At 43.9% G+C, this 26,543-nt stretch carries 25 protein-coding genes; 12 read left to right on the top strand and 13 right to left on the bottom strand.

Translation table 11 applies throughout. The features are described from left to right. The coding region (locus Q7P41_RS04000) for an aldehyde ferredoxin oxidoreductase family protein (protein WP_303882295.1) at positions 1-1,349 on the top strand (1,349 nt) is incomplete at its 5' end. Positions 1,350-1,538: 189 nt separating this feature from the next. After that, positions 1,539-2,531, top strand: a complete 993-nt coding sequence (locus Q7P41_RS04005) for a cation diffusion facilitator family transporter (RefSeq protein ID WP_303882296.1) — start codon at positions 1,539-1,541, stop codon at positions 2,529-2,531. Positions 2,532-2,613: 82 nt separating this feature from the next. Here Q7P41_RS04005 and Q7P41_RS04010 read toward each other — a convergent pair whose 3' ends face one another. The 8 genes from Q7P41_RS04010 to Q7P41_RS04045 form a co-directional block, all read right to left on the bottom strand. Then, a complete protein-coding gene (locus tag Q7P41_RS04010) occupies positions 2,614-3,117 on the bottom strand; it encodes a ferritin family protein (RefSeq protein WP_303882297.1) in 504 nt (167 codons plus the stop codon). A 179-nt stretch (positions 3,118-3,296) separates the two neighbouring features. After that, a complete protein-coding gene (locus tag Q7P41_RS04015) occupies positions 3,297-3,557 on the bottom strand; it encodes a hypothetical protein (RefSeq protein WP_303882298.1) in 261 nt (86 codons plus the stop codon). Between the two features lie 53 nt (positions 3,558-3,610). Then, positions 3,611-4,318, bottom strand: a complete 708-nt coding sequence (locus Q7P41_RS04020) for an ABC transporter ATP-binding protein (protein ID WP_303882300.1) — start codon at positions 4,316-4,318, stop codon at positions 3,611-3,613. Continuing rightward, entirely contained in the window at positions 4,308-5,123 is an 816-nt protein-coding gene (locus tag Q7P41_RS04025) for an ABC transporter ATP-binding protein (protein WP_303882302.1), read from the bottom strand. Before Q7P41_RS04025 ends, Q7P41_RS04020 begins: the two co-directional genes overlap by 11 nt. After that, positions 5,072-5,974: a branched-chain amino acid ABC transporter permease gene (locus Q7P41_RS04030; RefSeq protein ID WP_303882303.1), complete on the bottom strand. Its 903-nt coding sequence runs from the start codon at positions 5,972-5,974 to the stop codon at positions 5,072-5,074. Before Q7P41_RS04030 ends, Q7P41_RS04025 begins: the two co-directional genes overlap by 52 nt. 4 nt (positions 5,975-5,978) lie before the next feature. Then, entirely contained in the window at positions 5,979-6,833 is an 855-nt protein-coding gene (locus Q7P41_RS04035; protein ID WP_303882304.1) for a branched-chain amino acid ABC transporter permease, read from the bottom strand. Beyond that, positions 6,834-8,003, bottom strand: coding sequence for an ABC transporter substrate-binding protein (locus Q7P41_RS04040; RefSeq protein ID WP_303882305.1), 1,170 nt, complete (start codon positions 8,001-8,003; stop codon positions 6,834-6,836). A 108-nt stretch (positions 8,004-8,111) separates the two neighbouring features. Continuing rightward, on the bottom strand, positions 8,112-8,597 hold the full coding sequence (locus tag Q7P41_RS04045) for a ferritin-like domain-containing protein (protein WP_303882306.1): 486 nt from the start codon (positions 8,595-8,597) through the stop codon (positions 8,112-8,114). A 429-nt stretch (positions 8,598-9,026) separates the two neighbouring features. Between Q7P41_RS04045 and ppdK the strand changes: the two genes are divergently transcribed. Continuing rightward, positions 9,027-11,693, top strand: a complete 2,667-nt coding sequence (ppdK, locus tag Q7P41_RS04050) for a pyruvate, phosphate dikinase (protein WP_303882308.1) — start codon at positions 9,027-9,029, stop codon at positions 11,691-11,693. On the opposite strand, the gene tsaA is transcribed toward ppdK, so the two are convergent. Both tsaA and Q7P41_RS04060 read right to left on the bottom strand, forming a co-directional pair. Then, positions 11,690-12,115 (bottom strand): tRNA (N6-threonylcarbamoyladenosine(37)-N6)-methyltransferase TrmO, encoded by a 426-nt coding sequence (gene tsaA, locus Q7P41_RS04055; protein ID WP_303882309.1) that lies wholly within the window; start codon positions 12,113-12,115, stop codon positions 11,690-11,692. The genes ppdK and tsaA overlap by 4 nt on opposite strands. 5 nt (positions 12,116-12,120) lie before the next feature. After that, complete coding sequence (locus Q7P41_RS04060; protein ID WP_303882311.1) at positions 12,121-12,600, bottom strand: methylglyoxal synthase; 480 nt, start codon at positions 12,598-12,600, stop codon at positions 12,121-12,123. Between the two features lie 82 nt (positions 12,601-12,682). On the opposite strand from Q7P41_RS04060, the gene Q7P41_RS04065 reads away from it, so the two are divergent. The 5 genes from Q7P41_RS04065 (at position 12,683) to Q7P41_RS04085 (ending at position 18,760) form a co-directional block, all read left to right on the top strand. Then, the gene (locus Q7P41_RS04065; protein ID WP_303882313.1) at positions 12,683-14,035 is read left to right on the top strand and encodes a chloride channel protein; all 1,353 of its coding nucleotides are present in this window, start codon (positions 12,683-12,685) and stop codon (positions 14,033-14,035) included. Between the two features lie 71 nt (positions 14,036-14,106). Further along, positions 14,107-15,384, top strand: coding sequence for a diaminopimelate decarboxylase (gene lysA / locus Q7P41_RS04070; RefSeq protein ID WP_303882314.1), 1,278 nt, complete (start codon positions 14,107-14,109; stop codon positions 15,382-15,384). A 92-nt stretch (positions 15,385-15,476) separates the two neighbouring features. Further along, a complete protein-coding gene (locus Q7P41_RS04075; protein ID WP_303882316.1) occupies positions 15,477-17,360 on the top strand; it encodes an aldehyde ferredoxin oxidoreductase family protein in 1,884 nt (627 codons plus the stop codon). Beyond that, on the top strand, positions 17,342-17,572 hold the full coding sequence (locus Q7P41_RS04080; RefSeq protein ID WP_303882317.1) for a MoaD/ThiS family protein: 231 nt from the start codon (positions 17,342-17,344) through the stop codon (positions 17,570-17,572). Before Q7P41_RS04075 ends, Q7P41_RS04080 begins: the two co-directional genes overlap by 19 nt. Before the next feature lie 6 nt (positions 17,573-17,578). Next, positions 17,579-18,760 (top strand): class I SAM-dependent rRNA methyltransferase, encoded by a 1,182-nt coding sequence (locus Q7P41_RS04085; protein WP_303882318.1) that lies wholly within the window; start codon positions 17,579-17,581, stop codon positions 18,758-18,760. A gap of 26 nt (positions 18,761-18,786) precedes the next feature. Here the strand turns inward: Q7P41_RS04085 and Q7P41_RS04090 are convergent, their stop codons facing one another. Continuing rightward, positions 18,787-19,992, bottom strand: a complete 1,206-nt coding sequence (locus Q7P41_RS04090; RefSeq protein ID WP_303882320.1) for an MFS transporter — start codon at positions 19,990-19,992, stop codon at positions 18,787-18,789. A gap of 86 nt (positions 19,993-20,078) precedes the next feature. Here Q7P41_RS04090 and dmpI point away from each other — a divergent pair, with 86 nt between their 5' ends. Continuing rightward, complete coding sequence (gene dmpI / locus Q7P41_RS04095; protein WP_303882321.1) at positions 20,079-20,333, top strand: 4-oxalocrotonate tautomerase DmpI; 255 nt, start codon at positions 20,079-20,081, stop codon at positions 20,331-20,333. A 113-nt stretch (positions 20,334-20,446) separates the two neighbouring features. On the opposite strand, the gene Q7P41_RS04100 is transcribed toward dmpI, so the two are convergent. Next, a complete protein-coding gene (locus tag Q7P41_RS04100) occupies positions 20,447-21,316 on the bottom strand; it encodes a M23 family metallopeptidase (protein WP_303882322.1) in 870 nt (289 codons plus the stop codon). Positions 21,317-21,631: 315 nt separating this feature from the next. Here Q7P41_RS04100 and Q7P41_RS04105 point away from each other — a divergent pair, with 315 nt between their 5' ends. The 3 genes from Q7P41_RS04105 (at position 21,632) to Q7P41_RS04115 (ending at position 25,489) form a co-directional block, all read left to right on the top strand. Beyond that, positions 21,632-22,936: a DUF362 domain-containing protein gene (locus Q7P41_RS04105; protein ID WP_303882323.1), complete on the top strand. Its 1,305-nt coding sequence runs from the start codon at positions 21,632-21,634 to the stop codon at positions 22,934-22,936. A gap of 207 nt (positions 22,937-23,143) precedes the next feature. Further along, complete coding sequence (locus Q7P41_RS04110) at positions 23,144-24,034, top strand: hypothetical protein (protein ID WP_303882325.1); 891 nt, start codon at positions 23,144-23,146, stop codon at positions 24,032-24,034. 390 nt (positions 24,035-24,424) lie between these two features. Next, entirely contained in the window at positions 24,425-25,489 is a 1,065-nt protein-coding gene (locus Q7P41_RS04115; RefSeq protein WP_303882326.1) for a Glu/Leu/Phe/Val dehydrogenase, read from the top strand. A 202-nt stretch (positions 25,490-25,691) separates the two neighbouring features. On the opposite strand, the gene Q7P41_RS04120 is transcribed toward Q7P41_RS04115, so the two are convergent. Then, entirely contained in the window at positions 25,692-26,528 is an 837-nt protein-coding gene (locus tag Q7P41_RS04120) for a phosphoenolpyruvate hydrolase family protein (protein ID WP_303882327.1), read from the bottom strand. Between the last annotated feature and the right edge of the window lie 15 nt (positions 26,529-26,543).

A 26,543-nucleotide genomic window follows, 5' to 3' on the forward strand; every position in this document is an offset into this window, starting at 1 on the left:
ACGACCCAGAGGCGAAAGTAGCCTGCATTGGTCCTGCGGGAGAAAACTTGGTGCTCTTTGCATGCGTCATGAACGACAAACACAGAGCAGCAGGCAGGACTGGTGTTGGGGCTGTAATGGGATCGAAGAACTTAAAAGCCGTTGCTGTAAGAGGAACGGGTGGAGTAAAAATTGCCGACCGAGAAGCCTTCTTGGAAGCTTTAAGGAAGGCACGCAAAAAAATAGCGGAGCATCCCGTTTCTGGTGGGGGACTTCCGACTTATGGCACGAACGTCTTGGTGAACGTTATCAATTCCGTTGGCGCCCTGCCGACCAGGAATTTTAAAGAAGCGTGGTTTGAGGGTGCTGACAAGATCTCCGGAGAGACCATGGCTTCGACCATCCTTCTAAGGAATAAAGCTTGTGCCAGCTGTGCATCTGCTTGCGGCAGGGTTACCAAGGCTATGGGAGAGATTGGCGAAGGGCCTGAGTACGAAGCAGTTTGGGCTTATGGTGCACAATGTGGCGTGGACAACTTAGAGGCAATCTCGAAAGCCAACTTCATTTGCAATAAACTTGGAATGGACCCCATAACCATGGGAAGCACCATAGGGTGTGCCATGGAGTTGGCCGAACTTGGACTGATCGACGAAAAGAAGGCGGGCGTATCCTTACATTGGGGTAACGCCGAAGCGATTGTGAAATTAACTGAAGATACGGGCTATAGGCGTGGTTTTGGTGAGGAGCTAGCCCTAGGGTCTTACAGGTTTGCCGAAAAGTACGGCCATCCGGAGCTTTCTATGTCAGCTAAAAAACAAGAGATGCCTGCTTACGATCCCAGAGCCTTGCAAGGAATGGGCTTAGAATACGCCACGAGCAACAGGGGTGGATGTCACGTTAGGGGATATCTTACTTCTCCCGAAGTCCTTGGCATTCCAGAAAAGCTCGACCCAGCTGATACGCAGTCCAAACCGCAGTGGACTAAGACATTCCAGGATTTGACTGCCGCGGTAGATTCTTTGGGCTTTTGCCTATTTTTGACCTTCGCGTTGGATGCAGGTGACTTGGCTTCTCAAGTTACTCCTATCATTGGCAGAGAAGTTACGGCAGAAGAGCTGCTTACAATAGGAGAACGTATATGGAATTTAGAGAAGTTCTTTAACTTAAAGGCTGGCATATCACCCAAGGAAGACACCTTACCTCCTAGATTGCTCAAAGAGCCAATACCTGCAGGTCCTTCCAAGGGAAGAGTTAACAAGCTTCACGAAATGCTTCCAAGATATTACGAACTCAGAGGTTGGGACAAAGATGGCACACCTACCAAAGAAAAGCTTGAAAGCTTAGATCTGCTGGACCTAGCAACTAAATAATTACATCAATATTTCGCCCCTTGGTTTGTTTCGAGCAAAGCGATATAAAAAGCAGGGAAAAGGACACCTTTTCCCTGCTTTTTACGATGTAAGCGCCATTTTCTTTCGCGTAAGGTAAGCGGTAAAATGAAAATATGCCGTGAGTTTGCTGTTTAATCAAAAACATTTTGAAATTCAGAGGTATGGTTAATGGAAAATCGAGATGACTTGAAATTTAGAGCAAGAAGCGCAAGCAGGGTTATACTCATTGGCCTAGTATGTAATGTTCTTTTGATGGTTTTTAAGGTTACGGTGGGGGTACGGGCGAAAAGTAGTGCTTTGGTGGCCGATGGGGTAAACTCTTTGTCTGATTCCATAACGGATGCTGTCGCCTTGCTTAGTTTTTTTGCGGCGGGTAGGCCCAGAGATGATAGCCATGACTTTGGGCACGCAAAATTTGAGACTTTGGCAACCTTGATAATAGGCATTTTTTTAATTGTCGCTGCAACATTTATTCTTTGGAAAAGTGGTCGCAAGATAACGTCAGTTATTATGGGATACCCTCTTGAAAGCATTAGAGCTGTTGCATTGGTACCCGCGGCGTTTACCGTGATAATTAAAGAATTGTTATATGTCTATACCAATAAAATGGCCCAGGAGCTTGACAGTAGCTCGCTGAAACTTAAGGCGTGGGATCATAGAAGCGATGTTTTTCTCGCTTGCGGGACCTTTTTAGGAATCGCAGGAGCCGCTTTTTTTGGTGAAAAATGGCGTGTTCTTGATCCCATAACAGCGGTTATCTTGGGAGCCATCATTTTAAAATTGGCAATTCCATTAGCTCTTGAAAGCTTAAACGAATTGCTCGAAGCATCTCTTACTGAGCACGAGGAGAAGGATATTCTTGAGATAATATGGAGTATTCCTGAGGTAAAAGGGATTCACGATTTGAGGACGCGGCGTCTAGGTCCGCACATTGCCGTCAGCGTTCACATCATGCTCGAAGGAAATATGCCACTATCTAGAGCGCACGATATAACAATTCAGCTAGAGCGAGATTTCAAAAGGCGCTTTGGACCCCACAGCATCATAACAATACACATGGAGCCGGCTGATATAGTGAGGTTGTCTAAAAGTTATCCTAGACTAAAGGAAGGCGATAAAGAAGTTGAAAAGCCGCCAGAGGACAACAGAAAAGGAGACTAGTTCTCCCTTTCTGTTGATGATTTTAGAAGTTCTAAACTTTAGTCAAATAGTTTTGGTGCCGGTGTTCTTTTTTATTTGGGGTTTAGAATGGCTCGAAACCCATTTCTGCCATAAAATCCCTGTGCAGTTGCTTAACTTGTTCATCAATAATTCTCATGTGCTCTGCTTCCCAATTTGCTAACATGTTTAAGACTTTCTTTCCATCGGGATGTTTTATTTTCTCCGAGGCTTTTTTGTAGAAGTTGTTAAAATCTCGTTCTAAAGTAAGTGCCATGCGAAGCACACTTATATCGGATACATCGGCAACGCGCGATACTTGAAGTTCTCCTTCTGTCCAAGGTTTTCTCAAAATCTCCTGGGCAGACTCCTCGTCCATTTCTGTGGCGGCAGCTGGGTCCCATTTGCCAACGCTTTGAATTTTTTTAAGCTGATCCTCAATGAAATTACAATGGGATAACTCCCAATCCGCAAGGTGGGCGATCAGTGATTTGGTCGTCGGATCGGCAACCCGATCCTTGACTAGAAGGTAAAAATCCCTCGCTTCATTTTCCATTTTTAAGGCAAACTCAAGGATTTTTCTTTCCATTTTTACTCCGGTCCCCCTTTTTTAAAAGTTCGAAGCTACTCAATTATACACCACGTTTCAATCAAAAGTTATGTTAATAGTATGACTTGCAAAAATTGTATTAGATCTTTATATTCCCTGATTGTAGGAGTTATGATTAACTTAAGCGTGCATTGCGTGACTCTTTTGCGTATTTTATGTTAACCTCCTGCTCTTAGGAAGCGCAATCTAAACTTCTTCATAAAATCTTCCAATTTATCATCCTTTACGTTTATCTTGACGTAAAGGGAAGGAAAGTTCATGGCACCAAGTTTTACCTCCCAAGGCTCGCTCACACAAGCTTTCCAAAAAGGACCTTCAAAAGTGCCCGGTTTTGTTTCTATACCCCCAATTTGACGAAACCACTCAATAAATTCCTCCCTTTTTATCGTCCTCATTTCAAGAAGCACTTCTTTGCTCATGTTAATTGCGCCACCTCACGCCATGCTTAGGGATCTTACCCGGGTAACCAACCCTATATACCTAGGAAAGATGTCTTTACCTGCTCATTTTCCAGAAGCTCTTCAGAGTTGCCGCTCAACGTGATCCGACCATTTTCTAAGACATATCCGCGATCGGATATGGCCAATGCCTCTGAAACGTTTTGCTCCGTAAGCAGCATGCTGATACCTGAGTCCTTCAATGCTTTTAATGTTTCAAATACGCTGGATACAAGTTTTGGCATGAGCCCCATGGAAACTTCGTCAACTAAGAGTAGTTTTGGCTTTGACATTAAGGCCCTTCCAATTGCTAGCATTTGTCTTTCTCCGCCGCTTAAAGTGCCCGCCTTTTGATTTAGCCTCTCCCTCAAGACGGGGAATAGCGAGTAAATCATATCAAGTCGTTTTCTCACGTTCAACTCATTTTTACAAAGGCTTGCTATTAGTTTTAAGTTATCCTCAACGGTTAAATCTGGGAAAACTCTGCCTCCCTCGGGGATATAGGCGATGCCCATTTTTGCTCTCTCCCATGGATGTTTTTTAGAAATATCGTGTCCTAAAAAGTTTATGCATCCCTTTCGTAAGGGTACTATGCCCATTATCCCCTTTATTAAGGTGCTTTTTCCTGCTCCATTGGCTCCTACTAAAGAAACGATTTCACCCTCGCCGACACAAAGTGAAATGCCCCATAAGACCTTTATGCGACCATAAGCTATCTCCACATCTTGAAGGTTAAGAAGCATGTTTACCACCCTTCCGGCCAAGGTATACCTCAATTACAAGGGGATCGTTTGCGACATCGGAAGGAGAACCCTCCGCTATTTTCCTTCCTCTATGAAGTACCACTATTCTGTCGCTCAAATTCATTACGAAACTCATAGTATGCTCTATAAGTATGATAGGAATACCTTTTTCTCTAATTTTCCTCACTAACTCCGAAAGCTCGTTTCTCTCCTGGTTATTTAGTCCAGCTGCGGGTTCATCCAGTAACAACAACGATGGATACGTTGCCAAAGCTCTGCCAATTTCAAGCTTCCTTAACAAACCTATAGGCAAAGAAGAAGTCAATTGGTCTTTGTAACCATAAAGCCCAATCAGATTAATTATCTCGCGTGCTTTTTGGAGGATTTCCTTTTTTCTGCAATTTTGGAATAAAGACGAAATTGATCCGTGTAATTTACATCCTAATCCCACAAGTATGTTTTCCTCGACAGTCAATAGTCCAAAGGGCTTGGCTATTTGGAACGTACGGGCTATTCCCAATTTCGCTCTCTTAAACGCGGGTAAAGATGTAATGTTCATGCCCCTAAATACTATTTCTCCTTCGTTGGGCATTAAAAGGCCGCTTATGACGTTTAAAAGCGTAGTCTTACCGGCACCATTCGGTCCGATTAATCCTAAAATTTCTGTCTCATTTAGGGTCATATCAACACCATCAACCGCTTTTAACCCCTCAAAGTGTTTTTTAACATCTTTTAAAGACAAGACATTCTTATCTACAAAATTCCTTGGTTTTCCGCTTTCTTTTTCGTGAGTTTGGAGAAGCATCTATCAAGCAATCCTCCTCTTCCTAACATGCCATTCGGTTGTAAAATGACGATCATCGTGAGCAGCGCTCCGTAAACTAACATTCTATAATTTTCTATGAACCTGAAACATTCGGGCAATAAGTACAAAAAGAAGGCTCCAAATATTGCTCCTCTTATAGTCCCAAGACCTCCGAATACCAACATGGATAAAAAGAGCACCGACATCTCAAAGGAAAAATTTCTGGGGAATACCGATCCTATGCTATGTGCCCAAAGAACACCAGCTAAGCCGGTAAAGGTTGAACTTAAAGCAAAGGCGTATATTTTATAAAGAGCGGTATTGATACCAAGGGATTGAGCAGCCTCTTCGTCCTCTCCCGTAGCTTCCATGGCAAGTCTTCCCCAAGTTCTTGAAAAAAGATAGCTGACGCAAAGGGCTAACATGAGGAAAAGCGCAGTGATCGCGAAGTACCCCGACGTGCTTAAGGGACGACCCCAAAGTGTGGGCATCGTAATCCCTATGATACCCATGGCGCCACCGAAAAAATCGAAGTATTCGGTTATTCCCATTACGATAAAATTGAGCCCTATAGTAGTCAAGACAAGGAAATCATCAGAGACCCGAAGGCTTGGCAGTCCCATGATAACCCCTATTGTCATAGATAAAGCTATGGACAAGGGGAGAGCACTCCAGAAGGTTAGTCCGGCTTTTGTAACTAAAAGCGCTTGTGTGTAGGCGCCTATGGCGAAAAACGCAGCATGTCCTAACGATACCTGCTTTGTATAACCTGTTAAAATGTTTAAACCCAAGATCAGGATTGCATATATACTGGCAAAGGTGCAAATGGAAAGAATATATCCGAAAGTCATGACATCATCTCCCAAATAATCCTTTTGGCTTAAACATTAACACTAGGACCATCACTAAGAATGCTATTGCTTCCCGTGGCAAATTAAAAAGAGGGACCATCCCGAGCAAGCTTTCTGCAACTGCCAAAAGAATACCTGCAATGGCTGCTCCCGGAATGCTGCCAAAACCCCCAAGTACCACGACGACAAAAGCTTTATAGGAGACCATAGCACCCATTGTCGGAAAGACCGAATTTCTATACAAAGCCATCAAAACTCCTGCAGATCCTGCCAAGGCTGAGCCTATCATGAAATTAACTGCTATGATGAGATTCACGTTTATGCCCGATGAAGCGGCCAGTTCCATATCTTGGGTGCACGCCCGCCACATCATCCCAAGATTAGTATTATTTATGACCAAATACAAGCATAGAAAAGCACCTATCATAAAAGTTATTATTAGCATTTGCGTCTCTGTTATCCTTAAATGAGAGTGCGTTAGGGATAGAAACTTAAAACTCGCATTAAAGGGGTATGGATACGGTCCCGCTAACAACCTGAATATTTCTTGTGACGCTATAAAAACTCCCGCGCCAGCAATTAGAGGCACATATCTTGGCGCAGTAAGCACAGGGTTGTAAATTATCCTATACATTAATGTCCCGATCAAGGCAGAAAATATGGCCCCAAATATCAAAGAAAGCCATAAAGATGAAGAAAAATGATATAAACAATAGAGTCCTACGTAAGCTCCTAAAGTGTAAAGGGCAGCATGTGCCACATGAATAATCCTCAAAAGGCCGTAGACCATGTTAAGGCCTACGGCCATGAGTGCGTAAGAACACCCTAGGACGATTGCATCTACTAAGATTTGAAGCATTTATTTTCCCCCGGATGGTGGATTAAGATAAATAACCTCAGGCTCATAATACCTATAAAAATACCTGAATTGATTATTTAAAACGATCTGAATATCCATTGGTCTTATGGCGGACCTGTTTTGGAACATAAGTATTGGACCTGTTGAACAGTCCTCGAAATTCTCGATTGTATCCCAATATTCAATTATCTTGTTCGCATCGGTCCCAACTTTATTTAGGATGTGGGAAACTAACATAACTGCGTCGAAGGCAGAGGCTCCGACCATATCTGCATCTATATTTGTTCGTTCCTTGTAGTTTTTGAGGAAGAATTGGGTCATTGGTCTTTCGCTGTCCCTATTGAGGTCAGTCGTTATGAATACTCCATTAGCTGCTGCTCCTGCCAGTTCGATGAACTTTGGAGAATCGTATCCCTCATCGCCCATCAGCCAGCACTTTAATCCGACTTCCCTCGCTTGAGATACGATGTTTGCAGCTTCGTTGTAGTATCCGGGCGCATAGATTAAATCGGGATCGGCAGCCTTAATAGCATTGAGATAATTTCTGAACTCGGTCTCCCCTAAGGGATATTTTTTTTCATATACTATTTGAGCGCCAAGCTTAATTGCGGTTTCTTTCAAAGCTTCGGCGAGAGATACCCCGAAATCGTTGTTCATGATAAGTAGGGCGATGCGCTTCGCTCCAAGTTCCCTGACCGCAAAGTATCCTCCGGTCCTTCCTTGAATGGGAGCGGCCATTCCAATTCTGTGACAATATTCTCCTGCCTCGACTATGCTGGGATGTACTGCATAAGTGGAAGTGAAAGGTACTTTAGCTTGCTGGCAAATGACTGCTGCTGCACGGCTTGGCGAAGAATAGGAACCGCTTATCATTACTGTAACCTTGTCATTTTCGATTAGCTTTCGCGTTAACGCCGAAGCCTGGTCAGGCTGACAGGCGTCGTCATAGGATACGAGTTCCAATTTTTTCCCTTTAATTCCGCCATGTTCATTGACATAATCAACGGCTAGTTTTGCGCTTTCCAGTGAGCTATATCCATCGGCAGCTGCAAAACCGGTCAAAGGCGCTATAAAACCTACTTTGACGGTCTCTTGAGCGTAAGCACTAATGGATAATAGCCCGCAAATAGAAATAATTGCTATAGCAGCTATACTGAAAAATCTTCTCATTTTACCCACCTCTTTGACCTGAGATTTAAATTATTAATAAAATCTTACATCGCATTAGTTAATACAACAACAAAAAAGGGGGGTCAGCCCCCCTTTTTTAAATCTTCCCTACACTCCTAGTAGGGTCTCGATTTCTTCTTCGTGATGCATTTCCTCGCCCATGATATGGCGAATGACATGGAAAGTGGCAGGATCTTTAACTTCTGTTTGTAGAAATTTTATAATGTTGGCATAGACCTCTATGGCTCCCTGTTCTGCCACGTGGACCGACTTTAATATTCCAACGTAATCGGATCTATCTTCGGGTATTTCTATCTTCGGGTAATTTGCGTTTTTAGTTATAGCGTTCCAGTCATCTATGGGTTCTCCTCCAAGTTGGATAATGCGTTCGGCTAATTCTTCTGAGTGTTCCAGTTCTTCCTTGGCAATTTCTTCCAGCTGATCAGCTACAGTTTTAGCGTGAATTCCTTTGACCAAAATAGCTGCCGTCTTGTAATAAAAATAGGCTATTAGCTCATCGGCATAAGCTTTATTTAGCAACTCTATCAGCTTATCAACACGTTCTCCAACTAACTCTCTTGTCTTTTGTGCCATTTACGCTCCCTCCTTTGAGAAGTTTTTAATGATTTTACAGGACTATTCTAACTTAAATATCCCGTTTGAACAATAAGCTATTCTCAGCAGACAAATTAGGAGCATGATAATTTACAAACCGGGGGCTTGTGAAAGTTTGTACCATAAAGCACGCAACTGCTATATAGCGAATAGTTAACCTATGGCAATCTCACGACAGAAAGCTATAGAAAACCGCACAAAAATATCTGCCAAGATGGAAGAGCTACTTTAGTTTTAAGAACCTAAATGCTAATCACGAGCCACAGCGCTGCCATTTTCACACAGGCGCTGTATAGAATCGGCAAATAGTGGTATACTATGTAAAATAAAAAATAGATGATGAGAGATTTGAGAGATAAATCGTTAATGTGATATGCAGATAAGTAATCTGCGGGGAGGTTTTGAAAGATGAGTGTTGTAAGAGCTGGAGTCAAATATGTATTTCGCTTTGACGAGGGTAATGCCGGCATGGTAGCCCTTCTTGGCGGTAAGGGAGCAAATTTAGCTGAAATGAAGATGCTGGGCTTGCCGGTGCCTAATGGATTCATTATTTCCACGGAGGCCTGTCGTGCTTACATGAAAGAAGGTTCAAAGTGGCTTGATGTCTTATGGCCCAAGGTTATTGAGCACATGCACTATCTTGAGCACATCAGTGGAAAAATTTTTGGTGGCAGCGAAAATCCACTTTTGGTATCAGTTCGTTCGGGAGCCCCCGTTTCGATGCCCGGGATGATGGATACCATATTAAATCTCGGTTTAAATGACAAAACTGTCAAGGCCCTAGCTGATAATTCTAAAGATTTGCGATTTGCCTATGATTGCTACAGAAGGTTTATCCAGATGTTTGCAAATGTAGTTTTAGACATCGAACTTGATGCCTTTGAAGATGTTTTACACGAAGTTAAACAAAGGCTGGATGTTACATACGATTACCAGATACCTGCAGAAGAGCTACAAGAAATGGTGAGTAAATTTAAGGGCATTGTGAAAGAAAAAGTGGGCAAGCCCTTTCCTCAAGATCCCTGGGTTCAGTTAAAAATGGCCATAGAAGCGGTGTTTAAAAGCTGGAATAATAAAAGGGCTGTCACATATAGAAAGATCGCCAATATACCGGACGACTTGGGGACCGCAGTGACAGTTATGGAGATGGTCTTTGGAAACTTGGGTGAAGATTGCGGCACGGGGGTTCTTTTCACCCGCAATCCCTCGACTGGCGAGAAAGAACTCTTTGGAGAATTTTTGATCAATGCTCAAGGAGAAGATGTGGTGGCTGGCATAAGGACGCCACAGCCTATTTCATTGCTTAAAGAAGTCAATTTGGAGCTTTACAATGAACTTGCAAGGGTGGCTGAACTGCTTGAAAAGCACTTTAGAGATATGCAGGATATTGAATTTACAGTGGAAAGGGGTAAGCTTTACATTCTGCAGACGAGAAGCGGAAAGCGCACGGCAAAAGCAGCAGTAAAGGTTGCCGCCGATATGGTAAACGAGGGCATTATTGACGAGCAAACTGCTGTGACCAGGGTAACTCCAAAGGAAATAGAACAGTTGCTTCACCGCCAGGTTGATCCGTCCGTTCAGTTGTGTCCCATCGCTAATGGCATCGCTGCATCGCCCGGAGCTGCCGTTGGCAAGGTAGTTTTTGATGTGGATGAGGCGGAAGAGCGCGGCAAAAAAGGGGAACCGATAATACTTGTAAGGCCCGAGACGACGCCTGAAGATATTCATGGCCTTTCAAGGGCAGCCGGACTTCTTACCAGTAGGGGGGGTCAAACAAGCCATGCTGCTCTCGTTGCCCGTTCGCTAGGAATACCTTGTATAGTAGGTTGTGAGGCAATTAGCATTGATATGATCGATGAAAGATTTACAGTTGGAGAGCATATCGTCAATAAAGATACCGTCATCACGATTGATGGCACAAGCGGAAATATTTATTTAGGCGAAGCGCCGTTGATCGAGCCCTCCTTGCACGAGAAATACCTTCATGAATTTCTGAAAATGGCCGATAAATTCGCCAGATTACAAGTATGGGCTAATTCCGATACCCCCGAAGAGGCAAGACAGGCGCGGGAGCTTGGAGCCAAGGGAATAGGGTTGTGTCGAACGGAACATATGTTCCGAGAGGCCGACTGCCTGCTCATTATGCAACAAGTCATCATTGCTGAACGGAAAGAAGATAGGGTAGATGCTTTAGATAAGCTTGTGAAACTGCAAAAGGGCGATTTCATGGAAATTTTCAAGGTGATGTCCGGACTCCCCGTCATTGTTAGGCTGCTGGATCCTCCATTAAATGAATTTTTGCCCAAAGAACATGAAGTGACCAAAAAGCTTGATCTTCTTCGGGCGGAAGGAAAGGGAGAATCCGACGAGGCAAAAAAACTTGAACTCCTTTTAAAGAGGGCTGAAGCATTGAAAGAAAGCAATCCCATGTTAGGCTTTAGGGGCTGTCGTGTCGGGGTGTTGTATCCTGAAATATACGAAGCTCAGGTAAAGGCCATTTCTGAGGCTGCATGCGAACTAGTTAAGCAGGGAATTGACGTGAACGTGAAGATAATGGTTCCTTTAGTGGCAACAGGGCAAGAGATGTGTATGCTTCGTGCAAATATAGAGAAGGTAGTTGCCGAAACAGCAGGACCCTTTGGAATGAATTTGCATTGCAAAATAGGGACCATGATTGAGCTCCCCAGAGCGGCGATCGTTGCCGATGAGATTGCCGAGTATGCCGATTTCTTCAGCTTTGGCACCAACGATCTTACTCAAACGACTCTTGGTGTATCCCGCGATGATGCAGAGGGTAGATTTTTAGCTGCTTATGTACAGTTAGGGATATTTATGGACGACCCATTCCGGACTATAGACCGCAAAGGCGTAGGGACGTTGATGAAGATAGCGGTTGAAGGGGGCAGAGGCGTCAAAAAAGATCTTGAACTTGGCATATGTGGCGAACATGGCGGGGATCCCTCCAGTATCGCCTTTTGTAACTCTGTAGGGCTCGATTACGTTAGCTGTTCGTCCATGCGCATACCTGTAGCGCGCCTGTCCGCTGCACATGCTTCGTTGGGATTATTAAATTAAAGTTTCAAGTTCAGATCGTAGTGCGGATCTAGACACGAAAAGGGTTTAATGTCGATAACAGGGGTGCCGTCTATTGCCTCCAATCCTACGAGATCCAGGTCCAAGCCATTGAGGGCAATTAGACGGCATCTGTTTGTTCCTATGGAGTTTGGCCTTGTAGGGGAACATGTGGCAAATACCCCTCGTAAGGGCTTCGAGGTGTCTCCTCGCGGGTGCACTAAAAGAGGAGCTTTTCCGATGTTCAAATGAAATAAAAAGAGGACCAAAATATCTTTTCCTTCCTCGAGGCCAAGCAGTCCTTCCGCAAATTCAGGATATATCTTTATGGTGCATCTGATGTTGTGAAATAAGTCAGGACTGATGGGCTCTTTGATCGGTGAAACAACTTCACCTATAGGTACTATCTCCCATCGAACGTACATTTGTGTCATGACCTTCCTAATTCGCTTGATCTTACTTTTTCTAAAAATTCCATGTTTCGCCTTTGTTGGTATTCTTCAGGGCTAAACTTGCGTTTCGGAGTATAAGCTTCTCGTAGTAATGGCGAGGAAATCAGGTAATCAGCGGTTGATCTGTTGCAAGCCGTTGGTATATTGTAAACGACGGCTATTCTAAGGAGTGCCCGTACGTCCGGATCGTGAGGGTGTATGTTTAAGGGATCCCAAAAGAATATCAATATATCGATTAAACCTTCAGCGATCCGAGCACCTAATTGCTGATCCCCGCCTAACGGTCCCGATTTAAACTTAAAAAGCGTAACACCTAGCTCCTTTTCCAGCAAAAACCCCGTTGTGCCCGTCGAATAGAGATCGTGTTCGATTAAGGTTCCTTTATTGTAAACTGCCCACTCTATCATATCTGCCTTCATGCTATCGTGGGCAACTAAGGCAATTCGCTTTCTCTTCATACTCTCCAGCTCCTTTTTGTGCTTTTATAATATAAAATGCTACATAATGTAAAATGCTATAATCACCTTTGGGTGATGTCAAGTGCGTATAAATGGCGGCAAAAAACTTCAAGAGATATTAATACTTTTATACTCTACAGCAAAATGGGGAATACTTTCTGTCATGGCAGGGCTTGTCGTCGGTGGAGCCGTCTCACTTTTTTTGTATCTCTTGGAAAATTCTATCGCCTTTGTCAGTGGATTGCCTTCATGGCGTTTTTCGCTTCTTCCCCTAGGGCTTCTTATAAGTGCTTTTTTGATCAAAAATTTGGCTCCTGAGGCAGAAGGACATGGCACCGAAAAGGTAATAGAGGCAATTCACTTTAAGCAAGGATTAATTCCTTTGAGGGTGGTTCCCGTAAAGCTTGTAGCAACCATAGTTACTTTGGCATGTGGCGGATCGGTAGGCGAGGAAGGGCCTTCCGTTCAAATTGGAGGCGGGCTTATGTCATGGATAGCTCAGATCCTTCGCCTTGATGTTTACGATAGAAAAAAGTTGGTGGTTTGTGGCATATCGGCTGGCTTTTCGGCAGTCCTTGGAACCCCAATTTCGGGTGCTGTATTTGGAGTCGAGGTGTTATATGTAGGGCAAATGCTTTATGACGTGTTGTTGCCTTCGTTTATAAGCGGCATTATTGCGAGAATTGTTGCTTCAAGTTTTGGCGTTCCAAGTTTGACTGGTAAAATTATTGCCATATCCTTAGACTGGAAAGTAGTATTATTATCGATTCTTGCCGGTGTTTTCTTTGGATTGGTTTCAATCATGCATGTTGAGATGCTGCATTATGTTGAGAGTAAATTTAAAAGAATCGATGTATTGTGGTGGAAGAAACCCGTTTTGGGCGGTTTTATACTTTTGATTATCGTTCTAGTTTTTGGGACCAGATACTTAGGTCTAGGCTCAGATACAATACGCGATGTTTTGTCCGGTGGCCAGGTTCCCTTATTTGCTTTCATCTTGAAATCATTTGCCATGGCAGTGACGCTTTCTTGTGGAGGAAGCGGAGGAGTTCTCACCCCTACGCTTTTCGTGGGAGCCACGGCGGGATCAACTTTAGCACGATTAATTGGAATGGATTCGGCTTTATTTGGCACAATGGGCTTAGCAGCAGTGCTGGCGGGCGCCGCGAACACACCTATAACTACTAGCATTATGGCCATGGAATTAATGGGCCCTCAAGCAACGCCCCTGGCTGCCATTGCTTGTGTCGTTTCTTTCGTCGTTAGCGGACATAGGAGCATATACCCGACGCAAATTTTATCTAGGCCTAAATCTAAGGTTTTTGAGGTTTCACCTCTTTCGTGGGGTCAAAATTTATTTAAAGTGAAACTTCTTCCTTCCAAACTTTTTTTCGTACGATACATGAGAGCTTTAAGACTTAAACGAAAAAGATAAGGGATTCACATGATTATATTATTTTAAACCTTAATTTTAAACGATAAGATATAAAGGGAGATGAAGTAACGATGAAAACAAATCTTTGTTATGATGGTTGCGATTTAGTGGAACTAGCACTAAAATATGGTACCCCTTTATATGTATTTTCTAAAAGCATGATCGAGGGACGTTGCAGTGAAATAAGAGAACAATTCATAAAGCGCTACGGAGGTTCCCATGCTTATTATGCAGGTAAGGCTTTTTTAACGCTTGCTATGTGTCAAATAGTAGAAAAAGAAGGCTTAGGCCTTGATGTGGTCTCTGGTGGAGAGCTCCATCTGGCTCTGAAGGCACACTTTCCGCCTGAAAGGATAATCTTTCATGGCAACAACAAGACTCGCCAAGAAATCGAAATAGCGGTGGATCAAGACGTAGGCAGAATAGCGGTAGATTGGGAAGGCGAAATAGATATCATAGACAAAGCAGCTGGCCTGAAGGGCAAGCGGGCTTCAATTTTGCTCAGGGTTACTCCCGAAGTGGAAGCTCTAACCCATAAATACATACGAACCGGCCACAGGGGATCGAAGTTTGGGATTCCCTTGGAACGCATTCCCTATGTGGTCAAAAAGTCACTTTCATTGCAGAACTTAAATTTAATGGGCTTTCATTTTCATCTGGGATCGCAAATAGAAGATTACCGCCCATATATCGAGGCCGTAGATGTGATCACTAAGGTTATGAGCGATTTGCGTGACGACTTTGGTTTTGTAACAAAAGAGCTTGACATAGGCGGCGGTTTTGGGGTTGAAGGTTTCGAAAAGACTACGTCGAAGCCGATATCCTATTTTGTAGATCCGATTATGGAGAGGATTAAGGCGAGGTGTTCGGAGTTTGAATTGCCCATGCCCTCTGTTGCCATTGAGCCGGGCAGATGGATCGTTAGCGAAGCGGGCATTACCTTGTATACAATAGGAGCCATAAAGAAAATACCAGGTTCAGTTACCTATGTAAGCGTCGATGGAGGAATGTCAGATAATCCAAGACCTGCTTTATATGACGCGAAGTATTATGCGGAAGTGGCAAACAAGATGGGGCGGCCAAAGGATAAGGTCATTACCGTGGTTGGCAGATGTTGCGAGAGCGGCGACATTTTAATAGAGGACCTTGCTGTCCCAAGCGATGTGAAGCCTGGCGATATTTTAGCTGTCTTCAATACTGGAGCTTATAATTACTCTATGGCAAGCAACTATAATATGCTTCCGAAGCCTGCCGTTGTTTTTGTCGATAAAGGGAAAGACATATTAGTGGTCGAGAGAGAAACATACGATGATCTGCTGGCCAAACAAAAGTTCATCTTTAATGTTTAGAAAATTGTTGCACAAGACTCGAGTTGCTGATTTTCTCGGCAAACTCATCGTCGGCAACGCTTTGTAGATTGGTGGAAAAAGGGGGAATTGTAGTGCCTTTTGGATATAACGGCAAAGTGTTGCACGTTGATCTTTCGTCCGGAGATTTCGACGTTGAAGATATATGTAAAGAATTTTATCGCACTTACATGGGCGGTTCCGGGCTAATTGGTTATTATCTGCTAAAAATGCTGAAACCTGGCATAGATCCTTTCAGCCCAGATAACGTGTTAGTCTTTGCCCCTGGCGTGATGACAGGTGCTCCTTTGGGAGGTATGTGCAGATTTGCCGTCGGGGCTAAATCCCCATTGACAGGCGTCTTTGGACAGTCCGAAGCCGGAGGTTTTTGGGGGCCGGAATTAAAACGTGCAGGCTTTGATGCCATCGTCATCAAAGGTAAAGCAAGCAAACCAGTTTACATTTACATAAATGATGGAGACGTGAAAATATGCGACGCCGATCATCTGTGGGGGAAAAGGACCGGTGAAGCTCAAGATATCATAAGAGCCGAGCAAAACGATCCAGCAATACGCGTTGCGCAGATAGGACCTGGCGGAGAAAATCTGGTCAGGTTTGCTTGCATAACGAATGAGCTGAAGCATTTTAACGGTAGAAACGGCCTAGGTGCGGTTATGGGTTCCAAGAATCTGAAGGCAATTGCCGTTCGCGGCAAAAGGCAGATTCCCGTAGCGGATCGCCAACTTATGTCAGAAATATCAAAGGAATTTAGTGCGATTGTGATGGAAAATCCTTTGACCAGGGGGCTTTACGAAAACGGCACGGCTGCAGCTGTTTTGGGAAACAGCGCTGCAGGGATTTTGCCGACCAAAAACTTTCACTACGGCGAATTTGACCGTGCTGAATCAATCTCAGCTGAAGCTATGAACGAAAAGATATTGGTCGCAAGGGAGGGTTGTTACGCCTGTCCCGTAAGATGCAAGCGAGCGGTTAAATCGGAACGTTACTCCGTAGAGCCTCGTTTTGGAGGGCCTGAATACGAGACGTTAGCATCCTTTGGATCGTTGTGCCTAATTGACGACATCGAAGTAATAGCCAAGGCAAATCAGATGTGTAATGAATACACCCTTGATACCATAAGCACGGGGATGACCATAGCTTTTGCGATGGAGTGTTTCGAGGCCAATATATTGACCAAGGAAGATACTGACGGTATAGAGTTGGTCTTTGGCAACAAAGAGGCGCTTCTTGCCACGATAGAAAAGATAGCAAAAAGAGAAGGCTTCGGCAACGTTTTAGCTGAAGGGAGTAAAAGAGCTTCGGAGATCATAGGAAGGGGATCGGAACGGTTTGTTTTAACTGTAAAGGGCCAAGAACTTCCAATGCACGATCCCAGGGGAAAATATTCCGTTGGACTAGCTTATGCTCTCTCTGAAAAGGGTGCAGATCATATGGTTGCCGCCCACGATACAATGATAGCTTCAAAGGATCAGTTTAGTTTTAAGGAGATAATGCCCTTGGGGATACTTGAGCCGGAAAAACCCACCAAATTTTCCCCCTTAAAGGTCCGGACCTTTGCCTATCTTTCGATGTGGTGGAGCTTTTTTAACGCCGCGGGCATATGCGATTTCGTCCCAGTGCCAAGAAGTTCGATGTCTATAGATGATGTAATCAATGCTTTGAATGCTTTTACAGGATGGAAGACGAGCGTATTTGAAGTCATGAAAGTAGGAGAACGGGCTTTGGCATTGGCCAGGATTTTTAATGCGAGGGAAGGTTTCGATGCTAAAGATGATATTGTTCCGGAAAGATTACATGGCCCTCTTAAAAATGGCGCCCTTAAGGGCAGTTTTCTCCCTAAAGAAGATTTTATGCAAGCTTTGCAGCTTTACTATGGCATGATGGGTTGGACAGAAAATGGAATTCCGACCAAAGAAAAATTGTTGGAGTTAGGGCTTGAATGGTTGGTCGAAGGGTAATGGCTAAAGTGATCATATTCAAGGGCAATAAATTAATCGAACGCGAGATAAAGTTGGATTCTCCTTTCCCTTTGGGGGATTTGTTGGATAAAATTGACGTTTCAAGGGAAGAAGTGGGGTTTGCAATTTGTAAATCAGATTTTATCTCCATGGATGATTTGGTGAACCCCGATGATGAGGTGCGAATCTTTCCTCCTTTAGGGGGAGGTTAAAAGATTATGTTGCCAAATGCACTTTATATTAAAAAGGGCTTTGAGAAAAGCATTTATGACGGACATCCCTGGATTTATAAAAACGCCATAAACAGAATCAGGGGTAAATTTACACCTGGGGATTTAGTGGAAATTAAGGATTGGCGGGGGAAGTTTTTGGGCATAGGATACGCAAATCCCGCTTCTTACATCACTGCGCGCGTGCTCACCAGAGAGCAGGAAAGCATCGATGAGGGCTTTTGGCACAAGAGGCTCAAAAGAGCTTTAGATTTCAGGAGGAACATCGGCGTTAACACCTTAGATGCCTATAGGCTAGTATTCAGCGAAGCGGACTTTTTGCCTGGTTTAATTATCGATAAATTTGGCGATTATATTGTCATGCAAGTTTTAACTCTTGGCATGGAAAGAGTCAAAGATACGATCGTAAAAATCTTGATCGATTTGCTTCCCGTGAAAGGTATATACCAGAAAAACAATGCAACCGTCAGAGCCTTTGAAGGGTTAACTTTGGAGGATAGCATCATTTTTGGTGAAGTACCAGAGAAGGTAGTAATTGAAGAAAATGACGTAAAGTTTTGCGTGAATATAGCTGGAGGACAAAAAACCGGTCATTTTTTAGACCAGCGTTGCAATAGGATTCTTTTAAAAGGAGTTGCTCAAGGAGCAAACGTCTTGGACGCCTTTTGTTATACGGGAGGTTTTGGCCTCAACGCCGCAAAATTTGGTGCTAAAAGCGTTTTAGGTGTTGATGTATCCGAGGAAGCCATAAGGACGGCAAGTCACAATGCAAAGATGAATGAAGTCGATGAAATTTGTGAGTACGAAGTAGCTAACGTCTTCGATAGGTTGAGGGAGCTTGAAAAAGAAGGTCAACAGTTTGACGTAGTTGTTTTAGATCCGCCTGCTTTTACAAAGAGCAAAAAGGCAGTTGAAGGAGCCCTTAGAGGATATAAGGAGATAAACTTGCGGGCCATGAAGATCGTAAAAGAAGGCTGCTTCCTTTTGACCTGTTCGTGCTCTCATCACATCTCATGGGATCTTTTTGAAAGCGTCATCTTTGAAGCAGCAAAAGATGCACGTAAAACTCTTCGCATCATAGCCAGAGGGGGTCAACCTCCCGATCATCCTATACTATTGGGCTTCGATGAATCTTTATATCTCAAATGCCTTTTATTGGAAGTATCATAGGCTTTGATCTTTAAGCCCAAATGACTTTAGTTTTCATCTTGCGGTTCTTTTAAGATTGCAGCTTTTTCCTTTTTCCTTATGATGGAGACGAAACATAAGCTTGCAAGGGGCAAAGCGCCAACTACTACCAAAGCACAAGTAAGGCCAAGATGATCGCCGATGATGCCCAACGGTGGAATTAGCAAACTGCCTAGTCCCCATGCAAAACCCATGACTATGGAGCTTGCCATGGCCCGAGAATGAGGCATCCATTCCTGAGAGATAGCGCCCGTTATGGGAGTAGTAGCCTCGATGCAAGCCGCGCCCAACGTGAAAAGCAACACTGATAGGACGCCTTTCGTCAAAGCAGCCGGGATGAGCAAAGCGCCTCCCATGGCCATGCATAAAAAAATTATTTTAGCTTTGCTGGTGCGGTCAGCAATATAACCTCCCAAAAGGGGCGATATCGATCTTGCTATCATTATGATAAATAATACTTTGCCAACGTCTCCAATTGTTCCTCCCTTAGCCGCAATTGCGATAGGCATGAAGAATTGGATCCCTTGGATCGAGGTGTCTCGTATCACGGCAACGGATAGGGGAGCAAAGGTAGTTTTCATGGAATGCAGTATAAACTTTAGCCCCTTTGTCTCGACAGAGCTTTTATATGCATGCTTGCCTGGTATGGTGGGCAGGAATTTAAAGACGAGCATCGCGTATAGTAAGACCGGAATAGATGTCACTATGGGCAAGAAAGCCTCACCCAACCTTTGATAAAGATAAGCTCCGTAAAGCGGGCTTAGAGCACTTGCCAATATTCCTCCCACCGAGAAGATGGAAAAGGCAAAGGACAAATTTTGCGAAGTGGTTAAATGGCCGACCGAACCTTGACCCTGTGGATGAAAAGTAGCACTTCCTATAGCCCACAGCCCGACAAAGAAAAAAGCCAAAGCATAACTGGGCGACGAGGGTATCAGCGAAGCGCCAAGAGCTGCGAGGATGGGTCCTATAAGTATCATTAGGGGACGCGACGTTTGATCCGAAGCATAGCCCAGCAAGGGCTGCATAAACGAATTAATTATGCCTGATAGGAACGTTAACATACTTGCCTGAGTGATGGATAGTCCCAAATTCATCATTAAGATGGGAGTAAAAGTTGGCAAGAAAGCGGCGTGCACGTCATTTATAAAGTGTCCTATGGTAAGTATGGCAAGTCCCTTGTGAGTATTTGTCTTTGAGTTTTCAGCCTCCAAAGTCGCAACCCCCCATACATTAGATATGTTATTATTTAAGTGTAACATACCAAATAAGACTATTTAGTCCAAGGGGGTATAAAAAAATGCCAGTAATCATTGTAAATGGTCCGGCTTTAAGTTTAGAGAAAAAAAGAGAATTGATTAAAGGCCTTACAGAAGTAGCAAGCAGGGTAATGGATGTGCCCGAGGAAGCCTTCGTTGTTTTGGTCAACGAAAATCCGCAGGAAAATGTGGGGGTTGGCGGGATACTTTTGGCCGATAGAAAACAAAGTTGTGAGGAATCAATCGAGGTAAAACCAAAAAGAAGCGGATGCCGCAAGCGCAAGACCGAAGTTTGACGATGTGGTGTTTGCGCATGAACCGTCGCCCTTGGTCATAAAAAATTAATGAAAAGCAGGAAAATACGTGCGGATCATCTTTGATGAGACATCGAATGATCTGCACGTATTTTTTATTGAAAAAGCGGCATAGGGTCAACAGCATGCCCTAAAAGGTATAATCCAAAGTGCAAGTGGGGACCTGTTGCCCTTCCAGTTTGTCCAGAGTGACCTATTATTTCGCCTTTTTCAACATACTGAGCCTCTTTGACGCCTATATTAGACAAATGCATGTAGCAAGAAATGATGCCGTTCCCGTGATCGACGTATATGCTTTTCCCGCCGAAGTAGTGATCTCCCACAAGAATGACGACCCCACTCGCGACGCAATGCACCGGTGTTCCCATGGCTGCCCTGAAATCAACCCCTCGATGAGGACTTCCGGGATTGCCGTTATATATTCGCTTTAATCCGTATTGGGATGTGATTACCCCGTTGACCGGACGTGTCAACGGCACTTTCCAATATCGCTCATTCGTTATGGTGTTAATGGCATTGGCAACTAATTTAGCTTCTTCTTGTATCCTTTTTAAGGTTTCTTTTGGTGGTGTTACCATGGCTTGCGGTAGTCTTAGTTCCTGTGTCGGATAAGACTTTGATTTTACGTTCACATTATGTTTTAACGTCCAATATCTTTCCCTTTCGTAATATTTTACTATTAGCTCGTAAATGCCAGGTTTAACTTCCCTAACGTCAGTTCCCAGAAGCATCCATGCTTCATGTCTGTTATTTGTGTATATCACCTTTAAAGGGACCTGGCGATTCAGCCAAGTTATGGTGACGTCAGACAGAGCATAAGGCGAGACAAGGCGCATGAGGAAAGGTTCTCCCAAATTTGCATCGTAAGTGCATTTGAGCTCAGCAGCCCAAGTGGCAGGTATATGCAGAAGAAGGATCAACAAAACGATCCAAGTTAGCTTAATGACTCGTAGTTGCTTGATCAAATACCATCACCTCATCGAATGAAGTTTATAAAGTTTGTCGTTTTCATGACAAACATGATAGCATAAATGATGTATTGATTGAAATTTGCTTCTATTAACATTAAGATTCTTTTTAATAGAAGGGTTTCTTTAAATGCTAAAGCGTGAAAACTCATCCCTGGTTTGGTAAATGTCCTACCTGAAGAAAACCTTAAATGCCAACTATAGAAACAGTTTTGTCTTTAAAATCAGTGTAGCGTGTTGACCCACAAATATGGTATTATTGTCTAGAAATGATTGAGCAGTTTTTGCATCAGGACAAAGGAGGGAAGCAGTATGGGAACTGCGAGAGTATCCATAGTCAAGGCAAGCGAGATAAAGGGAAATGAGGAATTTATGGGCGGTAAATTTGTTAGATATGATGAAGATGTCACAGCTATAAAGACAGCCGTTAAAAAGGCAATTGAGCTTGCAGTTGGCAGTATAGATGCCATCATAAAACCTGGCGATAGGGTACTAGTCAAACCAAATTTGGCTTTCCAGGCACCTCCCGAAAGTTTTGCTGTAGTGGATCCCAGAACAGTCGAAGCTGTGGTAGCTTTTCTGAAGGAAGAATCAAAAGCTGCCGAAGTGTGGGTGGGCGATAATCCATCGCTAGGCTTACATGTTGGCAAAGCTAAGCCTGCGTTCAAGGAATCGGGGATGGAAGAAGCCGCGTTGCGTGGCGGGGCAGATCGAGTGATATATTTCGACGAAGAATCAACCGTAGTTGTGGAAATTCCAGAAGGAAAGGTATTCAAAAAGGCAGAGGTATTTCGCCCTGTTTTAGAGGCCGACGTTGTCATCAATTTGCCAAAGATGAAAGTTCATGTTGGCGGGACTGTGACCCTTGGTATCAAAAACTGGAACGGCATAGTTCCTAATAGACATCCAAGCGGACAACAGCAGGGTGCCCACAGAATAGACTTGGGACAAAAGCTTGCTGATATGCTGCGAATTAGGAAAGCGGATCTCACCATCATCGATGGGATTATCGGCATGGAGGGCCAAGGGCCGCACGCAGGCACGCCTATTGAGATGAACCTGATAATAGCAGGTAAAGATACGGTAGCTGTGGACACTGTTACTTCGTATATCATGGGCTTTGAACCCGGCGAAATTCCTGCGGTTCGGATAGCGGCTACGGAAGGGCTTGGGGTCGGCGATTTGGAGTCCATTGAGGTCGTGGGCGAAAAACTGGAGGCTGTTAGGAAATTCTTTAAACGTGCTAACGATAACCCTGTTGGAGTATACAAAGGTTTAACGGTAATAATTCAGCAAACCTGCCCTGGTTGTTATGTATACCTTCGCGGAGCTCTCGATTCCTTCAAGAACACAGGGATTGACGTGGAAAAGATGGTTGCAGAAAAAGGCGAATGCGTCTTCATTGCAGGTGGAGTGCCCGACTTCGATCCACTTTATGCAGAAGGCAAAAACCTTTTTGTCCTAGGTGATTGCTGGAAATACTTCCCCTCGAAAGAAAAGGTCGAAGAAGCCATGAGGCTCGCGAAAAAAGTATTTACCTATCCTGGTTGCGCTCCGGTTTATGTTTTCTCCAAAGTTAATACTGATCTTCAAGCTTTTGCTGAAGGGAAGGTTTAAAGATTAAATGGCTCAAGCAAGTTTGCTTGAGCCATTTAATGATTTACATACAAGCATCGTGTCCTTTATTCCTATTTTGATAGAGAAGGTAGAGAGAAATATAAATGGGGAAGTTGCGATGTGATCTTGGGAGGTGATATCTCAGGATAAAGGAGAGCGTAGTGCTTTTTTGGAATAGCGCAAATTTTTTGAGGGGAGGGTTTTAAGATGAATTTTGCAACGCTTCTCGCTTCTTTTGGCGGAGGTGTATTTGGAGCGGCTTTGGGTGGATTACCGGCCTTTGTTTTTACCGGATTCGCCGTGTTAATAGGGGCTGCTGCTGTACTTGGAGGGTCATCATTTGATTTCATTTCTAACGTGGCCTTTGGTCCCGTTTTTGGTCCTCACATTGCTTTTTGTGGTGGTGTCGCTGCTGCAGCGTATGCCGCAAAAAAAGGCATACACAAGGCTGGTAAGGATATTGTATCAGGCGGGGCTGGCTTCAATGATCCTATGGCATTACTGATTGGTGGACTATTTGGTATTTTAGGTTATTTGTTGGTCTCCATTTTTAATACAATTTTCCCCGCCGGTTTTACTGACAATGTCGCTTTAACAGTATTTCTGTCAAACACCATTACAAGGGTAACCTTTGGGAAAACAGGAGTGTTTGGCACCTTAAGTGAAGAGGCTAAGGCAAGAGGGCGCTTTACTCCCGGTGGAAATGAGGTATGGTTGCCACATCAGCAAGATTTTGGTCAAATCTTTATAATATCTCTGGGAGTTAGCTTGGTGGCAGCGTGGTATGCTCTTGCTGTGATTGGAGTAGATCAAGCTTACTTCCCGGCAGCCGCTTTTGTAGGATTTGGGATCTCGGCTGCGTCGTTGATACTCCTGTGCATCGGCACAAATGTGCCCGTCACACACCACATGACGATTATAGCTTCTTTGTCCGCCATTGCTAGTGGTTCTTTGGTCGTAGGCGTCATTATGGGGATTATATCCGGGTTTCTCGGGGAACTAGCTTCGCGCACGTTCTTTATACATGGCGATACCCATATTGACCCGCCTGCAACGGCCATTTTCATAATGACCTTCTTACTATGGGTGATCTTTTAGGTGGATGACTCTTTATCAGGGTTTTACTTAGCAAATGTAAAAGGGCAGCACCATCTTAATAGTCAGGTGCTGCCCTTTTACATTTTTTCGGAGCAAAGAAATTTTGAAATAATTGCATTGTTCATCGAGCATTTTGTCCGAACTATTCAATTTAGGATTAACGCCGGTGGACATTTCGTGATTTTGATGATACATTTACTGATGTATATGTAACTGTACGCAATATTCCTATCAGATGAGAGCCTATTTGTAATAGCTAAAGAGAATAGAAGTTGCTTTAGTAATTGATACTATGCCAGTATAAGCATAATAGAACATTAGATGGCGATATATTTGACATCAAAGGTATAACAAAACAATAAAAATATTATTAAAAGGGGGTTGTTCTGGTTGGAAATATTTGATTACATGCAAAAGTATAATTACGAGCAGTTGGTTTTGTGTCATGACGAAGCGTCAGGTTTGCGGGCTATAATCGCAATTCACGATACTACATTGGGGCCTGCGCTGGGTGGGTGCCGCATGTGGACATACTCATCCGAAGATGAGGCCATAGAGGACGCCTTAAGGCTTGCTAGGGGTATGACGTACAAGAATGCTGCCGCTGGATTAAATTTCGGAGGAGCAAAGGCCGTTGTCATTGGCGATCCTAGAAAGGACAAATCTGAAGCATTATTCAGAGCCTTAGGTAGATATATCGAAACTCTGGGTGGTAGGTATATCACGGCAGAAGATGTCGGTACAACCATTGAGGACATGGAATGTATCAGAATGGAAACCAAATATGCCGCTGGACTGGCAGAGGGCGGTGGAGATCCATCACCTATCACTGCACTGGGTGTGTTTCACGGAATAAGGGCCGCTTGTAAAGAGGTATTTGGGAGCGACGATGTAGCTGGCAGAAAAATTGCCATCCAAGGTATAGGAAATGTTGGATACAACGTGGCAAAGTACTTAAAAGAGGCTGGGGCGGAACTTATCGTCACGGATATCTTTGAGGATAACGTAAACAAGGCAGTAAAGGAGTTGGGTGCAAAGGCCGTAAAGCCCGATGAGATTATCGGCGTAGAATGCGATGTATTTTCTCCCTGCGCTCTTGGCGCCATCATAAACGATGAAACTATAGATAAACTTAAGTGCAAGGCAGTTGCAGGTTCGGCTAATAACCAATTAAAGGAAGATAGGCATGGTGATATGTTGGAACAAAAAGGTATTCTTTACGTGCCTGATTATATAATTAACGCTGGGGGAGTCATCAATGTAGCTGCGGAGTTCGAGCCGGGCGGATACTCTAGGGAGAAAGCGGTAAGGAAAGTCGAAGCCCTCTATAACGCTGTTTTGGAAGTAATTGAGATAGCTAAAAAAGAAAATATACCTACATACAAGGCAGCAGATAGATTGGCGGAAAACAGGATTAATTTATTGGCCAAGGTTAGGAAGAACTACATAGGATAGCTTGTATGTAGCATTGAGATAACCAGCTTAGCTTGAGCATTTTAAAGAGATTACATACAGGAAACTTTTGCAGTTATTCGTCGAAGCATCTTAGAGTAAAGGCGATTGGGCGAATATTTACGTTAAACAAATAACAAATACATAAGAGCGGATCGGCCGATCCGCTCTTATGTATTTGTTTGAAATGTTTGATAAATTTGGACTAAATATTTATTCTCAAGTATTTGAAGCGCTCCACTTGTTCTTTTATTGCCCTTTCCACGGGGATGCGCTCCATGCTCGATGCACCAAAGAACCCAACAATTCCTTTGGTGTGTGCAAAAATATATTCCACGTCCTCCGGCTCGGCTATGGGGCCGCCATGACATATTACCATGACGTCAGGATTGACTGATTTTGCAGCATCGTGTATCTCTTGCACGCGCTTTGCTGCTTCTTCCAATGTTAAAGCAGTTTTGGCCCCAATGCTTCCTTTGGTAGTCAAACCCATGTGGGCAACTATGATATCAGCGCCTGCTTTTGTCATGGCTGTGGCTTGCTTTGTATCGAAGACGTAGGGACAGGTCAGCATGTCCAGCTCATGGGCCAAGGCTATTGCCTCCACTTCTAGGTCATAACTCATTCCTGTTTCCTCTAAGTTCTGTCTAAAGACGCCATCTATTAGTCCCACCGTGGGAAAATTTTGAACACCATCGAAGCCAATATCTTTTAACTCTCTTAGAAAAACTTTCATAAGCCTAAAGGGGTCCGTTCCGCATACGCCAGCTAAAACTGGTGTATTTTTCACTACGGGAAGAACTTCAGAGGCCATTTCTACAACTATGCCGTTGGCGTCACCGTAAGGGAGAAGCCCTGCCAAGGATCCTCTACCGCCCATGCGATATCTGCCCGAGTTGTATATTATTATGAGATCTGCTCCGCCAGCTTCCGCGAACTTTGCTGAAATCCCTGTGCCAGCACCACATCCTACTATAGGCTTTCCTGCCGCTATGTTTGAACGTAATTTTTCTAATGCCTCTGCTCTGGTTATGAAGGGCATTTCAATTCCACCTCC

The organism is Acetomicrobium mobile (assembly GCF_937920065.1).

Coding starts and splice junctions, on each gene's coding strand:
- Q7P41_RS04005 (WP_303882296.1), top strand. CDS start 1,539: ATGGAAAATCGAGATGACTTGAAATTTAGAGCAAGAAGCGCAAGCAGG.
- Q7P41_RS04010 (WP_303882297.1), bottom strand. CDS start 3,117: ATGGAAAGAAAAATCCTTGAGTTTGCCTTAAAAATGGAAAATGAAGCG.
- Q7P41_RS04015 (WP_303882298.1), bottom strand. CDS start 3,557: ATGAGCAAAGAAGTGCTTCTTGAAATGAGGACGATAAAAAGGGAGGAA.
- Q7P41_RS04020 (WP_303882300.1), bottom strand. CDS start 4,318: ATGCTTCTTAACCTTCAAGATGTGGAGATAGCTTATGGTCGCATAAAG.
- Q7P41_RS04025 (WP_303882302.1), bottom strand. CDS start 5,123: ATGCTTCTCCAAACTCACGAAAAAGAAAGCGGAAAACCAAGGAATTTT.
- Q7P41_RS04030 (WP_303882303.1), bottom strand. CDS start 5,974: ATGACTTTCGGATATATTCTTTCCATTTGCACCTTTGCCAGTATATAT.
- Q7P41_RS04035 (WP_303882304.1), bottom strand. CDS start 6,833: ATGCTTCAAATCTTAGTAGATGCAATCGTCCTAGGGTGTTCTTACGCA.
- Q7P41_RS04040 (WP_303882305.1), bottom strand. CDS start 8,003: ATGAGAAGATTTTTCAGTATAGCTGCTATAGCAATTATTTCTATTTGC.
- Q7P41_RS04045 (WP_303882306.1), bottom strand. CDS start 8,597: ATGGCACAAAAGACAAGAGAGTTAGTTGGAGAACGTGTTGATAAGCTG.
- ppdK (WP_303882308.1), top strand. CDS start 9,027: ATGAGTGTTGTAAGAGCTGGAGTCAAATATGTATTTCGCTTTGACGAG.
- tsaA (WP_303882309.1), bottom strand. CDS start 12,115: ATGTACGTTCGATGGGAGATAGTACCTATAGGTGAAGTTGTTTCACCG.
- Q7P41_RS04060 (WP_303882311.1), bottom strand. CDS start 12,600: ATGAAGAGAAAGCGAATTGCCTTAGTTGCCCACGATAGCATGAAGGCA.
- lysA (WP_303882314.1), top strand. CDS start 14,107: ATGAAAACAAATCTTTGTTATGATGGTTGCGATTTAGTGGAACTAGCA.
- Q7P41_RS04080 (WP_303882317.1), top strand. CDS start 17,342: ATGGTTGGTCGAAGGGTAATGGCTAAAGTGATCATATTCAAGGGCAAT.
- Q7P41_RS04085 (WP_303882318.1), top strand. CDS start 17,579: ATGTTGCCAAATGCACTTTATATTAAAAAGGGCTTTGAGAAAAGCATT.
- dmpI (WP_303882321.1), top strand. CDS start 20,079: ATGCCAGTAATCATTGTAAATGGTCCGGCTTTAAGTTTAGAGAAAAAA.
- Q7P41_RS04105 (WP_303882323.1), top strand. CDS start 21,632: ATGGGAACTGCGAGAGTATCCATAGTCAAGGCAAGCGAGATAAAGGGA.
- Q7P41_RS04110 (WP_303882325.1), top strand. CDS start 23,144: ATGAATTTTGCAACGCTTCTCGCTTCTTTTGGCGGAGGTGTATTTGGA.
- Q7P41_RS04120 (WP_303882327.1), bottom strand. CDS start 26,528: ATGCCCTTCATAACCAGAGCAGAGGCATTAGAAAAATTACGTTCAAAC.